Annotated in this window: 9 protein-coding genes, 1 tRNA gene and 1 pseudogene; 6 read left to right on the plus strand and 5 right to left on the minus strand. The window is 67.1% G+C overall.

The window, feature by feature from the left end; all coding sequences use genetic code 11:
- Positions 1-350 precede the first annotated feature (350 nt).
- From JIM94_RS07750 to JIM94_RS07775, 6 genes and pseudogenes are all read left to right on the plus strand, one after another.
- Positions 351-3,638, plus strand: a pseudogene (locus JIM94_RS07750) (DEAD/DEAH box helicase); the annotation flags it as partial.
- Positions 3,639-3,706: 68 nt separating this feature from the next.
- A complete protein-coding gene (locus JIM94_RS07755; protein WP_200251489.1) occupies positions 3,707-4,549 on the plus strand; it encodes an SWIM zinc finger family protein in 843 nt (280 codons plus the stop codon).
- Positions 4,546-5,721: a metallophosphoesterase family protein gene (locus JIM94_RS07760; RefSeq protein WP_200251491.1), complete on the plus strand. Its 1,176-nt coding sequence runs from the start codon at positions 4,546-4,548 to the stop codon at positions 5,719-5,721. The genes JIM94_RS07755 and JIM94_RS07760 overlap by 4 nt, the downstream gene beginning before the upstream one ends.
- Before the next feature lies 1 nt (position 5,722).
- Complete coding sequence (locus JIM94_RS07765; protein WP_200251494.1) at positions 5,723-8,386, plus strand: AAA family ATPase; 2,664 nt, start codon at positions 5,723-5,725, stop codon at positions 8,384-8,386.
- A gap of 192 nt (positions 8,387-8,578) precedes the next feature.
- On the plus strand, positions 8,579-9,172 hold the full coding sequence (locus JIM94_RS07770; protein ID WP_200251496.1) for a MarR family winged helix-turn-helix transcriptional regulator: 594 nt from the start codon (positions 8,579-8,581) through the stop codon (positions 9,170-9,172).
- Positions 9,173-9,263: 91 nt separating this feature from the next.
- Positions 9,264-9,512 carry a PspC domain-containing protein gene (locus tag JIM94_RS07775; protein WP_200251499.1) on the plus strand — a complete coding sequence of 83 codons (249 nt, stop codon included), beginning with the start codon at positions 9,264-9,266 and terminating at the stop codon, positions 9,510-9,512.
- A gap of 64 nt (positions 9,513-9,576) precedes the next feature.
- Here JIM94_RS07775 and JIM94_RS07780 read toward each other — a convergent pair.
- The 5 genes from JIM94_RS07780 to JIM94_RS07800 all read right to left on the minus strand — a co-directional run bounded on the left by JIM94_RS07780 (position 9,577) and on the right by JIM94_RS07800 (position 15,165).
- A tRNA-Arg gene (locus JIM94_RS07780) sits at positions 9,577-9,652 on the minus strand.
- Between the two features lie 360 nt (positions 9,653-10,012).
- Positions 10,013-10,684 carry a LutC/YkgG family protein gene (locus JIM94_RS07785; protein WP_200251508.1) on the minus strand — a complete coding sequence of 224 codons (672 nt, stop codon included), beginning with the start codon at positions 10,682-10,684 and terminating at the stop codon, positions 10,013-10,015.
- On the minus strand, positions 10,684-12,240 hold the full coding sequence (locus JIM94_RS07790) for an LUD domain-containing protein (RefSeq protein ID WP_200251511.1): 1,557 nt from the start codon (positions 12,238-12,240) through the stop codon (positions 10,684-10,686). The genes JIM94_RS07785 and JIM94_RS07790 overlap by 1 nt, the downstream gene beginning before the upstream one ends.
- The gene (locus JIM94_RS07795; protein WP_200251514.1) at positions 12,237-13,022 is read right to left on the minus strand and encodes a (Fe-S)-binding protein; all 786 of its coding nucleotides are present in this window, start codon (positions 13,020-13,022) and stop codon (positions 12,237-12,239) included. Before JIM94_RS07795 ends, JIM94_RS07790 begins: the two co-directional genes overlap by 4 nt.
- 454 nt (positions 13,023-13,476) lie before the next feature.
- On the minus strand, positions 13,477-15,165 hold the full coding sequence (locus JIM94_RS07800; protein ID WP_200251516.1) for an L-lactate permease: 1,689 nt from the start codon (positions 15,163-15,165) through the stop codon (positions 13,477-13,479).
- Positions 15,166-15,245 lie beyond the last annotated feature (80 nt).

Here is a 15,245-nt window from a genome sequence, read left to right on the forward strand (position 1 = left end):
CTTCACGGGGGTGCCCCTCGTCGTGCGGCGGGTACCCGGGTCGTGAGACAGGCCTTAACGACGGTTTCACACCAGCTTAGAGGTGGCAACCTGCGGGTGTGTGGTTTCCGGGGGCAGTGGCTGAAGGTTCTGTTCGGATCGTTCCGCTTGTACGGTAAAACCGGTGGTGAGAACGTTGTGGGGATGCAGGGGCGCTCTGATTCCACGGTGTGGCCGGTAGCCGGGGTCCGGTGCCCGGTTTGGGGGTGGTCGGGTACGGGCCCACAGGGGTGGCCGGGGTCCGTGGTCCGTCGAACATCCGTTCATCCGTGGTGGGTGGATTGTCCGGTGCCGGTGGTAGAAAAGACAGCATGACACCGACGCCCACCCATCTCGTTCACGGATTGTGGTGTCGTGACTCGGGTCTCCATCTGTGGATCGAACAGGTCGAGGGACATCGGGTGGTCGGTCCGGACGCGGTTCCCTCCGGGACACTGCCCGCTGTTCTCGAGGTCGCTCTCACCGGCCGGTCGTTCCGGCACAGGGTGCCGGTCATCCTCCAGACCCCGAAACAACGGAGGGTGAGTCTCACTGTCCCGACGGCGGCGTTCACCCCGGAACAGGCTGTGGAACTGCTGGCGCAGTTGGGGCCGCTGGATCAGCCGGGCCCTGCGGTCGGGCGGAGGCAGCGCGCGGCGGTCGCCCCTGATCTGCTCTGGTTGATCCGGTTGTATCTGGGGCTCGAGCGCTTCGTCCGCGCCGGGCGGGTGTCTCTGCGGTGCCGGTGGGATGACGGTCAGTGGTGGCCCGAGTGGCAGCTGGTGATGGGGGCCGATGAGGCGATGTGGCTGACGGCGATGGCCGCAGCTGCGCCGAGGATTCTGACGGTCAACGCCTCGGCGGCGGTCGCCGAGGAGATCGCGGGGGTCCTTCCGCACTGGATAGCTCTCGCCTACCTCGACGGTGTCACCCCGGGGAGCCCCGACCGGGAACCGCACCCGTTCGTCCGTGCGCTGCTGGCGGGTGAGGCGTTCCACAGAGGTAACGCACGCCTGGTGGCCGGACTGACGGAGTGGCGTGGTTCCCTGGACAGCGAACGGATCGAGTTGGTCTTCGTCGTGGAGGAACCCGTGACCACGGACCGGGATCACGGGAATGTTCCACGGTCGGGCCAGGGGGATGTGCGGGGCACCGGATTGTCGCGGGCACCGGCGGCCCGACGCACCGTCACCGCCCTCCGGGGGCTCGCGGACACCACGGACCGGACACCTGCCGGGGAGGAACCGGTCGGTGCCCCCTGGCGCATCCGGGTGTGCGTGCGCAAGGACGGCGGGACACCGGAACCGTTCCGGCGGGGGATCTGGCCCGTGGAGATCTGGCAGAAACTGAGCGACCGGTACCGGCGGGCCGTCCGGATCAGCGAACTGCTCGATGACTCCCGGTTCGGGACCGGTCTCCGGGGGGGCGCACCCGGCGAGGACGACGGGGACTGGGATGTGGCGCTGACGGGCGGCCAGATCCTCACCTTCATCGAGAAGGACGCGGAGGCGCTGCGGAAGGAGGGGTTCCTCGTCATGCTGCCCGCCTCGTGGTCCCGGCAGGAGGTCGGACTGAAGGTCTCCACCTCCTCACCCCAGGACCCGGGGGTGGTGGGCAGCACCCACCGACGGTTCGGCCTCGACCAGATCGTCGGGTACGACTGGCGTCTCAGTCTGGGCGACACGGTCCTCGAGCCGGAGGAGATGGCCGAACTGGTCAACTCGCGTGACGGCCTGATCAAGCTCCGCGGGAACTGGGTCGTCGCCGACGGCAAGAGTGTCGCCAGGGTGGCGAAGTACGTCAGTCAGCTGGTCCGGGCCGGCGAGGGACACCTGCGCGAGGAGGTCGAGCGTCACCGCGAGGCGCTGGCCACCGCGAAGATGTCCGGAACCGGGAACATCCCGGAGCTCGAGAAGGCACTGGCGGAAGCCGAGCGGGCTCTCGCGGAGGAAAACGGCACCTCCGGTGTGCTCTCCGCGGCGGAACTCCGGAAGCTCGCCCTGGAGAACTCCGCGGAGGACGACACTCCCGTGGAGTTCACCGCGACCGGGTGGCACGCCCGGTTGATGGGGGACACCGTCGGCACCGGAGACCGTGACACGGAGCCCGCCGTGCCCGAGCAGCCCGCGCCCGTCCGTGTCCCGGTGCCGGACACCGTTCACGCGGAGCTCCGTCCCTACCAGCGGCGGGGCGTGGACTGGCTTCACTGGATGTCGCGGGCGGGGCTCGGGGCGGTGCTCGCCGATGACATGGGGCTGGGGAAGACCCTCCAGCTGCTGACCCTCACCGCCGTGGAGAAGACGGAGGCGGAGTCGGCGCAGGGGCGGGAGTGCGGCGGAGAGTTCGGCCCGACACTGATCGTCGCCCCGAACGCGGTCCTCGCCAACTGGGCCGCTGAGGCGCACCGTTTCGTGCCCTCCCTGAAGGTGATCGTCCACCACGGTGGGTCCCGGTTGAAGGGGGACGCCTTCATCGGTGCCGTGGCTGACGCAGACATCGTCGTCACCAGTTACGGAACGGTGAACCGTGACAGGGAACTTCTCGGCGGAGTCGAGTGGTGGCGGGTGGTTCTCGATGAGGCGCAGCACATCAAGAACTCGGCGACGGCCGTGTCGAGGGCGGTCCGTTCCCTCGCCTCCCGGCACCGCGTCGCCCTGACCGGGACCCCCGTGGAGAACAGGTTGTCCGAGCTGCGTTCGATCATGGACTACTGCAATCCCGGCGTACTCGGCAGCGCGAACTTCTTCCGCAACCACTACGCGAACGCCATCGAGAAATACGGTGACGAGGAGATGTCCGAACGCCTCCGGACCTTCACCGCCCCGTTCATCCTCCGCAGGGTCAAGACGGACCCGGCCGTCATCGACGATCTCCCGGAGAAGAACGAGACCATCCTCCGGGTGCCCATGACCGCCGAGCAGGCGGCCCTGTACCAGAGCTACGTCAACAACGTGAAGGAGAAACTCGCCGGTGCGGAAGCCACCGCGCGCCGGGGTCTCGTTCTCGCGGCGATCACCAGGACCAAACAGATCTGCAACCACCCCGCGCACTATCTCGCGGACGGTTCACCGGTCTCGCTCCGGGGCGGGCACAGGTCCGGTAAGGTCGCCGCGCTGATGGATCTGCTCGACCGCACCACCGCCGCGGGGGAGCGCACCATCGTGTTCACCCAGTACCGGGCCTTCGGCACCATCCTCGCCCCCTATCTGTCCTCCCGGCTCGACCGGGAAATTCCGTTCCTGCACGGAGGACTGACCCGGGCCAGACGGGACCGCATGGTCACCGACTTCCAGTCCCCGGAAGGCCCCCCGGTGATGATCGTCTCGCTGAAGGCGGGGGGTACGGGACTCAATCTCACGGCGGCGAACGTCGTCGTCCACATGGACAGGTGGTGGAACCCTGCGGTGGAGAACCAGGCCACCGACCGTGCCTACCGGATCGGTCAGCTCAGGGACGTCCGCGTCTACATGATGGTCACGGAGGGAACGGTCGAGGAGTCGATCCAGGAGGTTCTCGAGGGTAAACGCCGACTGGCGGGCAGCGTCATCGGCGGCGGCGAGGGATGGATCACCGAGCTGTCCGACGAGGAACTCGCGGAGCTGTTCAGCTACCGGGGCCGGGTCGGGGCACGGGGATCCCGGGCGGCCGACCCTCCCACGGGTCCTGTCACACTGAAGGAGGAGGACGAATGAGCGGCACCGGCAGAACCCGCAGGGGACACGTGGTCGGGGCGGACAACGTCATCTACGCCAACTTCGGGCGAACGACCAGGGTCACCGAGACCCCTCGTCGCGGGAGGACCCGGAAAGCGGCCGCCCCCGTCAGCCCCGTCATGCGCAGGCTCGGTGAGGGGGTCGCGGAGCTTGCCGAGGAGGGACGTCGGAAACGGGGTCGCGCCTACGCCGACAACGGGAACGTCCTGTCGGTCGTGGTCGACAGGGACCGCATCACCGGAACGGTCGCGGGGAGTCAGAATGAACCCTTCACCGTCACCGTGGGGCTCGCCTACCGTGCCGCCGAGGACCTGCAGGAGGCGATAAAGGTACTGGCCGGTGATCCGCGCGGCATCGACGCCGTCCGGCGGGGCAGCATCCCCGATGACGTCCTCGACGTCCTGCTCTGCGCCGACGCGGACGAACTCAGGTTCCACTGCACCTGCCCGGACCCGGCACCCGTGTGCAAACACTCCGTGGCTGTCGCGCACACCGCATCGCGGAAACTGGAGGCCGGGCCGCACCTCCTCTACGCGCTGCGCGGCGTCGACCCCGTCTCCGTGCAGCGCAGCATGAGCGGTGCGGTGACCGAGCGGAACGAATCAACCACGGTGAGTTCAGAGGAGTTCTGGGACGGTGGCGAGCTACCGCCGCTACCGGAGCCGGCCGTGGCCCCGCTCATCGACGACACGGACCCCGACAAACTCGCAGACGCACTGTTCACCGTCTCCTACACGCGGATCGAGTCGCGCTCGGCCGCAGCCGACATCACCGAGCTCTACAGACACCTGACCCGCGGAAACCGGAGCAGCACATGACCACGATCACCTTCCTCCACACCTCCGACTGGCAGCTCGGGATGGAACGCTGGTTCCTCCCGCCCGAGGCACAGGCGCGCTTCGACCAGGCGCGCATCGACGCCATCCGGACCCTCGACGCCGCAGCGGTCGACCACGGGTGCTCGTTCATCCTCGTCGCCGGAGACGTCTTCGAACACAACAGTCTCGCCGAACACACCACCGGGCGTGCTCTCGAGGCGCTGGCGTCACTGCGGACACCCGTCTGGCTCCTGCCCGGCAACCACGACCCCCTCACCGCGGCGAACCCCTTCTACGGTGCGTGCACCATCCCCGGGGTCGGTGTCCTGGCCGACGACAGACCGGTGGAGATCGCCCCCGGCGTCGAACTCGTCGGCGCGCCGCTCACCGCCAGGTACGCGAGTGAGGACCTCGCGGCCCGCGCGCTGTCCGCACTGGATCCCACACCGGGAATCCGGATACTCGCCGCCCACGGTCAGGTTCTGCACCGGGGAGGGGAACCTGCCCCGGGGCTGATGGACCTGGGCACACTGGAGGACGCCCTGGCGCGCCGGGTCATCGACTACGTGGCGCTCGGGGACACGCACTCGGCGCAGTCGGTCGGGGAGACCGGGCGGATCCGGTTCTCCGGGGCGCCGGAGACCACGGACTACCACGATCTGGATTCCGCCGGCGGCGGGGAGGACAATTCGGGTACCGCGCTGGTGGTCACGGTGAGTGTCGATGACGACGCCCCCGATTCGCCGGCGGAGGTCACCGTGGAGCAGATCGACGTCGGGACGTGGACCTTCGAGGCCGTCGGGGCGGAGATCAACTCCGCCGATGATGTCGCGGCGTTCATCGCCCGACTCGAGGCGTACCCCGAGAAGGCCCGTACCGTCATCAAGTACGCGCTGCGTGGTTCGGTGGACCTGTCCACGTGGCAGCGACTCGAAAGTGAGCTCGCCAGGCTCCAACCCCGGTTCGCGTCGCTGCGGGAGCGGCCCCGACTGATGGACCTCACCGTGTCACCCGGGGACGATGAACTGCGGGAGCTCCGCCTGTCCGGGTATGCGGCGGGAGCATGGGACGAACTTCTCGCCGCCGCGCTCGGCACGGACACGACCTCCGCTGATCCCGTCGCCAGGGACGCCCTCCGGCTGCTCCACCGATTCGCCGACAAGGACCACTGACATGCGCATCCACTCGATCATCATCGACAACGTCCGTGGAATCGACCATCTCGAGCTCACGGACCTGCCGGACACCGGACTCATCGTCATCAGCGGTGACAATGAACAGGGAAAGTCGACGGTTCTCGAATCCGTGCGGACGGTTCTCACCGTCCCCCACTCGAGCGGACGGCGTGAGGTCCGTGCACTCCAGCCCGTCGGGCAGGACGTCGCCCCCAGAATCGAACTCGCCGCCACGGTCGGTCCCTGCTCGTTCACGGTCACGAAAACGTACCTCCGCCAGAAGTCGGCGGTCCTCACCGTGCGGTGCCCCCGTCCGGAGAACCTCACCGGACGGGAGGCCGAGGACCGGCTCACGGCGATCCTCGACGAGTACCTCGACACCGCGCTCATGGACGTGCTCTTCGTCCGGCAGGGGGAACTGGATGCGGCGGTGTCGGCGGCGGGTGTCCCGTCCCTCGCCAGGGCACTGGGCGACTCCGGGGCCCCGGACACCGGAGAGGATCCACAGGTGGGGGAGGAGGAACAGCTCCTGCGTCGGGTTGAACAGGAGTACGAGCGGTACTACACCGCCGCCCGTGGGACGGAGACCGGCGAACTCAGAGCGGCACGGGAGGTCGCGGCCAGTGCCTCGACGGAACTCGACGAGGCCACCGCAGAGGTCGAGAGACTCGCCGGATACGTCGAGGAGGTGCGTCGCCGCTCCGCGGAGGAGGCCGCGGCACGGGCACGTCGACCCGACGCCGTCAGGGAACGTGCCGAACTGCGGGAGACCGCGAAGCGGGCGGAACGCGCCGAATCCCGGGTCACCGCGGCGGAGAACACGCTCACCGCCGCCACCGCCACCCTCGAGGCGTCACTGGGCAGGATGCGCAGGCGGAAGGAACTCGTGGCCCAGGTCGCCGCCATGGAGGAGGAGGTCGGCGATCTCACCCGCGCGCGTGTCGACCTCGCCGATGCCGCGACACGTGAACAGAGCAGGATCGACGAGCTCCAGGTCGACCTCGCCGCAGCGGAGGACGATCTGTCCCGGGCCACGGAACTGGTGGAATCGAGGGAACGTCGTCACCGGGAGACGGTCGCCTCGGCACGCCGGAGAGAACTGGCCGGGATACTCGGCGAACTCGACGACCTCGACGGCCGCACGGCGACGCTCCGCGAGTACCTCGCCGGGAACACGGTCACCGAACCGGAAGTCACGGACGCGGAGAACGCCGAACTCGAACTGAAGCTCGCCCTCGGCAGGAGGGACGCCGCCTCCGCCACGGTTGCACTCACCGCCGTCGAAGCGACCCCGGTCACCGTCGACGGAGAAACCGTCACCGTCGACGGTGAGGAGCGGTCCTACGACGTCACCGAACCGGTGACACTGACCACGGGCGGAGTCACCGCCGTCATCACCCCGGGGGCCGGAATAGAGGGAGCGAACGCCGACGTCAACTCCGCGCGGCAGGCACTCGACGCCCTGCTCCGGGCGATGGACTGTCCCGATGTGGACACCGCCAGAAAACGCCTGGAGGAACACCGGACGCGCCAACGGGAACTCGACACTCTCCGCCGGGAACGCCAGGCCACCCTCGCGGGCCGGGACGAACAGGCCCTGAGACACGAGATGACCGCTCTCGGTGCACCGGCGGAACCCGACACGGAACCGGAGCCCGACACGGACGCCTCGGGGGCGGACATCGAGGCGGCGAAAACCGCCAGGGATGAGGCGGGCAACCGGGTCGACGTCCTCAGGGCCCGGTTGTCCGCGCAGTCGGAACGACGTGCCCGAGGCGCGCTGGCCGTCCACGACGCGAAGATGGAGTCGGCCCGTGCGGCGCTCCGCCGGGCGGAAGACGCGCTCGGTGGCGCTGACCCGGAGGATCATGCCGGGACGGCGGACGACGCGGACCTGGATGCGCTCATCGCCGCGCAGACGGAGGCCAGGGAATCGGCGGCGGCGGAACTCGCCACGGCAGTCGGGGAACTCGAGAAGACCAACCCGGAACTGACCGGGAAACTGCTGCGGGGCGCGGAAACCCAGGTCTCGTCCATCGACGAGACCATCCGCCTGGCGGAACGGGCGGTCGCGGAGAACCGGGGCCGGATCGAACAGGCCACCGGCGCGGAGGAACGGCTGGAGAAGGCGACCTCCGCCGAGCGGAGAGCCCGGGAGAACCTCGCTTCGACCCTCCGGCGGGCCGAAGCCGTCCGGAGACTACGGGAGGTGCTGCACCGGCACCGGGATGATGCGCGGCGCCGCTACGCGGAGCCTTTCTCCCGACGTCTGACGACGATGGCGGCGGCCGTGTTCGGCCCGGACGTCCGGTTCGGGCTGACGGAGGAACTCGCCGTCGCGGACCGTACCCTCGGCCGGGCCACCGTCGACGTCGATTCACTCTCGGGAGGAGCCCGCGAGCAGATCGGCGTCCTCGTGCGACTGTCTATCGCGGAACTCGTCGGACAGGACGGCGGAGTTCCGGTGTTCATCGACGATGCGCTGGGGAGCACCGACAGTGAACGTCTCCGCCGTATGGCCACCGTTCTCGCCGATGCCGGTGAGAACGGTCAGGTGTTCGTTCTCACCTGCGTACCCTCCCGTTATGATCGCGTCCCCGGACGCACCCACCTCACCATGTCGGAACTCCGGAACCGACGTGACACGTCACCGAACCCCTAATATTAGGGGGTGTCGACCTGTAGCTCCATTTGTCAGACAGGGGTGGGGTGAGGGGTGCGGGAAATGGTATTACCCTTGGGTTTTACCGTGTCGGAACAGTGCATATCCTCCACGGTCGGAAACACCGACTTCCTCCGGGTCCCGGGATTGCGGAATTTCGGTACGGGGCGAACGCCCGATAAAGTTGATGTCATGAATACGGATCCGTCGTCGGCACCACGTTGGCTGTCCCCGGAGGAGCAGAACCTCTGGCGTCTGCTCCTCGCCACGGTGCGCAAAGCGAACCGGTGCATCGAAGAAACACTGTTCACCGGAAATGGGCTGTCCACCTCGGAGTTCGCCGTCCTCGTGAGTCTCTCCGAGAACCCGGAACGGCAGATGCGGCTCAGGGACCTCTGCATCGACCTGGACTGGGACAGGTCACGGGCGTCACACCAGATCACACGTATGGAACGCCGTGGGCTCGTCCGCAAGACCAGGTGCGCGGGGGATGCGCGAGGAGTGGTTGTGCAGATCACCCCCGAAGGGGCGGAAAGTCTCGATGCCGCCGTTCCCCGGCATGTCGAATCGGTGCAGCGCCTCATCTTCGATGTCATTGACCCCGACGACATCCCCGCCCTGAACCGCTTTCTCCGGGCTGTCCTTGCCGTCGACAATGTTCCGGGGGCGAACGGATTCGACCCCGGGGAACACGCCTTCCCTGACGCGGGGAACGGTGTTCCCGAACGCCCCGTCACGGACTCCGCCGGGTCGGGGAAATCAGGGGAAGATCGGGGAAACCCCTGATGCGACCCCACGGGGTGTCCCGGGATAATCGGATCTGTAGGGGAGATGACAGACCGGCCCGTCCCCGGCACAGTTCGAGAAAGGCGTGATCATGGAATACGGAAACCCCGGAAACGAGCGGCGCAATGAGCCTGCAGGCCCTCTTCTGCAGCGGAAACTGCGGCGCAGCGGAACCGACAAACTGATCGCCGGCGTCATCGGCGGAATCGGGGAAACCTACGGGATCAACAGCACCCTGCTGCGCATCCTCTTCGTCGCGTCGTTCCTGCTCCCCGGCCCCCAGATGCTGTTCTACTTCGTCATGTGGTTCATCATGCCCCGCCCCGGAACCGCATCCTGATTTCCTGTGCGACGACGAGAAAGAAAGCCCCACCGCTGATGTGCGGTGGGGCTTTCTTCGACTGTGGTGCCCCCGACACGAATCGAACGTGCGACCTTTGGTACCGGAAACCAATGCTCTATCCCCTGAGCTACGGAGGCGGGGCTGACACGACGTGATCGGGGCGGTGGAACCACCCCGTTGATCGTGCAACGAATACGACTTTAGCACCACGGGGGTGTCAGCCACCAAACGCCCCGCTGTCGGACGGTGACCGGAGGGAGCACCTGCCACCGGCAGGCGGTGCCTCCCCGTGGAGAGCCGTGCGGAGGGCATCCTGTACGGCACCGGGGAAACGCGTCTCCCCGGCCCCGGCTCCGTGTCCCTCAACCGGGTCGGTCGGGTGCACCCCGGCGCGACGGGGGACCGGGGACACCCCGGTGTCGTGGCACCGGAAAGCGACACCGGGGTGTCCCCGGTCAGCTGGACCACCCGGTGTCGTATCCCCGGCACGGGGGAGATCAGTCGACGATCACGACGATCAGTGTGCGGGGGCCGTGGACCCCCTCGACACGGCTCAGCTCGATGTCCGAGGTCGCCGACGGACCGGAGATCATGGTGATCGGCTGGCGACGGTCGAGGCGCTCGACCATCGCGGGGACACCGTGGACGACGCTGTCCCGGCGCACGATGCAGATGTGGCAGTCGGGTACGAGGGTCAGCGCACGGCGCCCGCATTCGGGGCCGGTCTCGAGACAGATCGTGCCGGTCTGCGCCGAGGTGACCCTGCTGTCGGTGACGACGACGTCGACGTCGTTGAGCAGTCGGGGATCGGTGTCGCGGTCGTCGGGTCCGGCGTCACCGTCGAAACCCGAGAACAGCTCGGCGTCGAGGCCCTCGGCGTAGCGGACCGTGCGGGCACCCCTGTCCCTGAGGATCGAGGTGATGGTGTCGCCGACCCCGTCCGGTGTGGTCTCCTCGACGATGGCCTTGTAGTCGAGGAGCCTGTCGACCAGGATCTCCTTGAGCTCCGGCCAGTCCATCTCCGGTTCGAGATTGTATTCCCGCGGGACCTCGACCGGTCCGGGCGGCGTGTTCGCCAGTTTGTGGGCGTTCCGGATCCGTTTCAGGATCTCCTTCTTCGCGGCCGCGTTCCTCGCGCGGTCCAGTGCACTGCCGGTGTCGGTGGACATCAGTTCTCCTCTCCGTTCCCGTTACCCGCGGCGGTGTTCCCGGAGCCGGGGATGCCGGTGCGTCGCGCCTCGGCGAGCAGTTCCCTGGCTTCATCGGTGTCGAACCACTGACGGAAGGACTTCTTCGGTGGGACGCAGGTGTCGCGGACGTCCGTCCATCCCGCGAGGAAACTCGGCAGGTGCGTGATCCGGCCGTCGAAGCCGCCGAGAATCCGGCCGAGGAAGACCATGTGGGTCGCCGCGTTCCAGATGCGGCGGTTGCCGAAGGCGAGGCCCATGGCCCCCATGATGACGCCCTCGATCTTCGGCTTGTGTCCCTCGATCTTCTGGTGCCGCAGCTCCAGCAGTGCCGAGGGGATGTCGATCTTCACGGGGCATGCCTCGTAACAGGCGCCGCACAGTGACGACGCGTAGGGCAGGGAGGCGTTCGGGTCATCGGAGGAGTCGATCCCCGTGAGCTGCGGGGTGAGAATCGCGCCGATCGGCCCCGGATAGGTCGAACCGTAGGCGTGTCCACCCGCGCGCTCGTAGACGGGGCAGACGTTGAGGCAGGCCGAGCAGCGGATGCACTTGAGGGCCTCGCGACCGATCTCGTTGGCCAGTGCCGCGGTCCGACCGTTGTCGATGAGCACGATGTGATAGTTCTGCGGTCCATCGCCCTCGGTGACACCCGACCACAGGGAGGTGTAGGGGTTCATCCGCTCGCCGGTGGAGGACCGGGGGAGCAGCTGCAGGAACACCTCGAAGTCGCGGAAGGTCGGCAGGAGCTTCTCGATGCCCATGACGCTGATGAGGGTCTCGGGCAGAGTGAGGCACATCCGGCCGTTGCCCTCGGACTCGACGATGGCCACGGTTCCGGTCTCCGCGACCCCGAAGTTCGCCCCGGAGATGGCGACCTTGGCGCGCATGAACTGTTCCCGGAGGAAGAGTCGCGACGCCTCGGCCAGTTCGGCGGGTTCCGTGGACAGGGTCTCGTCGGTGGTGGGCATCTCCCGGACGAAGATGTCCCGGATCTCGGCGCGGTTCCGGTGGATCGCCGGAACGAGGATGTGGCTCGGGGTGTCATGTCCGAGCTGCACGATTAACTCGGCGAGGTCGGTCTCCCGTGCGGAGATCCCCGCCTCGCGGAGCTGGTCGTTCAGGCCGATCTCCATCGTCGCCATCGACTTGATCTTGACGACGTTGGTTTCGCCGGTCTGCCTGACCAGATCGGTGACGATGGCGCCGGCCTCGTTGGCGTCCCGCGCCCAGTGGACGTGGCCGCCCCGGGCGGTCACCGCCTGCTCGAACTGCTCGAGCAGTTCCGGCATCCGCGCCATGACATCACGTTTGATGTGGGAACCGGCCTCGCGGAGGCGTTCCCAGTCGTCGATCTCGGTGATGACCTGCATCCGCTTGTCGCGGATGGTGTGGGTGGCGTTGTGCAGGTTGCGGCGCTGGGTGGCGTTGTCCAGCTCGGTCACCGCCGCCCGGGTGAAACTCTGTGTGCCGCGTAGATGGCCGACGCCCTTCGGGGCGCGGGGCGGCATCTTCGGGGTTCCCAGGAGAGTGGTCACAGCATGGCCTCCTTCGAGTAGATCGCGGAGTCGGGCTGCCACGGATGCTGCTTCGTGGAGGCGAGGATCTCCGCCATGTGGAGGGCCCGCACACCCGACTGCTGCCGGGAGAGCGACCCACCGATGTTCATGAGGCAGGATGCGTCACCTGCGGTGACGTACTCCGCTCCGGTGTCACGGATGTTCCGGACCTTGTCCGCGACCATGGCCGCCGAGGTGTGGGCGTTCTTCACGGAGAACGTTCCACCGAAGCCGCAGCATTCGTCCGCGTGCGGAAGTTCCACGAGATCGATGCCCTCGACGTTGCGCAGCAGGCGGAGAGGACGGTCACCGACCTTCAGGAACCGGAGTGAGTGGCACGTCGAGTGATAGGTCACCCGGTGGGGGAAGAAGGCCCCGAGTTGATCGACTCCGGCGACGTCGATGAGGAACTCGGACAGGTCGTAGGTCTTGTCGGCGGTCTTCCGGGCGGCGTCCGCCAGTCCCTTTCCGCCGTAGCGCTCGGCGACGTGCACGTGCTGTTCCCGGACGGCGCCCGTACAGGAACCCGAGGGGGCGACGACGCAGTCGATCGACGGGTCCGAGAACGCGTCGACGTAGTTCTCGATCTGGGGCACCGCCTGTCTCTGGTAGCCGGTGTTAACGTGCATCTGGCCGCAGCAGGTCTGCTCCGGGGGAAACACCACCTCGTGTCCGAGGCGTGAGATGACCACAGCGGTGGCCTTGACCGCATCCGGGAACATCGCGTCCCCGATGCAGGTGGAGAAGAGAGCGACACGCATGGGTGCTCCTCGCTGTCGTTGGGCTGTTTAATTGAATGAAGCCTTGCCTAAACCGTTTAGGGTGAATCTCGTGGCAGGACTGATGGTTACGATGTTACCCCTTCACGCATGTGCCGGGCACCTCGAACCGAAACGGTTAAATGAATTCATCTTCTGTTTTTCACGGTATTTGACAAAAACATCAATCCGCAGGTGGGAAAGGTGTTTTGGTTCGGTTTTCCGTGTCTTTCAAGTATTTGTCACTTATGCCTGTTGATTCAGGCCGGTAATGGATCTGTGACAGGTTTTTCCATCTCCGGTACGTCTTTCCTGTTTTGTATTCGCGGGAATGTGACCACCGTCGAAAAAGCGTCCGGCTTTCCTTCCCCGGTACCCCTGTCGTGGAAACGGGGTGGAGGGATGCGTCCCTTCCGGTACACCCCGGGGTGGGGTGTACCGGGGGGGGGGCCGGGGGCTACCCGACTGCCGCGACGAGGAAGCTCAGCACGTTCGTCTGGAGGAACACCAGGCAGCAGACGACGAAGAGCATGATGATCGACCAGGGGACGACCGCCTTGAAGATGTCGGATTCCTTGGGGCTGGCGGCTTCGTCACCGTCGATCGACACCGCCGTCGCCGCGATGGCGAGGGACTGCGGCGAGATCATCTTGCCCACGACGCCGCCGGTGGTGTTGGCGGCCAGCATGAGGTCAGGGTTGTAACCTGCGCCTTCAGTGGCGGTGACCTGCATCTTTCCGAACAGGGCGTTGGCTGAGGTGTCGGAACCCGTCACCGCGGTGCCGACCCAGCCGAGAGTCGGTGCCAGGAACCCGTAGACGGCACCGAGGGAGGCGACGAACTGACCGATCGCGACGGTCTGTCCGGAGAAGTTCATCACGTAGGCCAGCGCCAGGACGGCGGCGATGGTCAGGGCGGCCCACCGCATCTTCACCATGCAGTGACCCATCGCCGCGAAGGCCCCGGCGAACGTGATCCGGTACCTGCCGTTCTCGTTGAAGATCGAGTACAGGAGGGTGACGACGAGTCCGGAGATCAACAGAAGTGTGCCCGGGTTGGAGAGCCAGGCGAAGGTGTAGGCGGACTTCACCGGTGAACCGTCCGCGGTGACGAGCCTGTCGGAGAGCAGCGGCCAGTCGATGGTGACCGAGGCGGAGCTCAGTGCGTCGGGGATGGTCCGGCCGAGGTTCGCGACACCGAAGATCAACGTCACGACGGCGTAGGGCATGAGTGCCATCCAGACGCGCCGGGCGGGCAGCTCCTCGGCGGCACGGACTTCGCCGACACCGAGACGTTCCCGCATGGCGGGCACCCCGCGCGGGGTCCAGAAGCGGAGGAACGCGACGGCGACACCGAGGGAGAAGATGCACGCGACGATGTCCGTGAGCTGGTAGGCGAAGAAATTGGACGTCGCCCACTGGGCGATGCCGAAGGAGAAACCGATGATGATGGCGGGGAGCCAGGCGTCACGGATGCCCCGGACGCCGTCGAGGATGAACAGGAGGATGAGCGGCACGAAGAACGCCAGGAACGGTGCCTGGTGACCGACGATCGCGGCGATGTTCTCCGTCTGTTCGGTGGTCCTCCCCGCGACCGCTCCGGCGGTGGTGATCGGGATCGCGACGGCACCGAAGGCGACCGGTGCGGTGTTGGCGAGAAGGACGACGACCGCCGCTTTCAGCGGTTTCACGCCGAGGGCGAGGATCATGGTCGCGGTGATCGCCACGGGGGCCCCGAAGCCCGCCAGTGCCTCGAGGAGTCCACCGAAGCAGAACGCGATGAGTATCGCCTGGATCCGGATGTCACCCGACCCCAGGCGGTCGAATGTCCTCCGGAGATCCTCGAATCGCCCGGAGACGACCGTGACCTCGTAGAACCACAGGGCCATGACGATGACCCAGACGATCGGGAAGAGGCCGAAAACGCCGCCCCGGAACGCGGAGGCCACGGCCAGGAGCACCGGCATCTTGAATCCGAGGACCGCGACGAGCAGTGAGGCCGCCAGGGCGACGAGTGCGGCGTTGTGGGCCCGGGCCTTGACGAATATCAGCATCGCGAAGAACGTCAGGAGCGGAATGGTCGCGACGGCCGCCGAGAGGCCGAGGCTTCCTCCCACCGCATTGGTCAGGATGGTGAAATCCCTCATCGGGACCTCCTTGTTGTCGTCGTGGTTACGTGACGGGCCGGGATGCGGAATCGATCAAGCCCGTGGAGCGGGGCTCCGTC

The sequence above is a fragment of the Corynebacterium pygosceleis genome, assembly GCF_016595275.2.
Lineage (GTDB): Bacteria > Actinomycetota > Actinomycetes > Mycobacteriales > Mycobacteriaceae > Corynebacterium > Corynebacterium pygosceleis.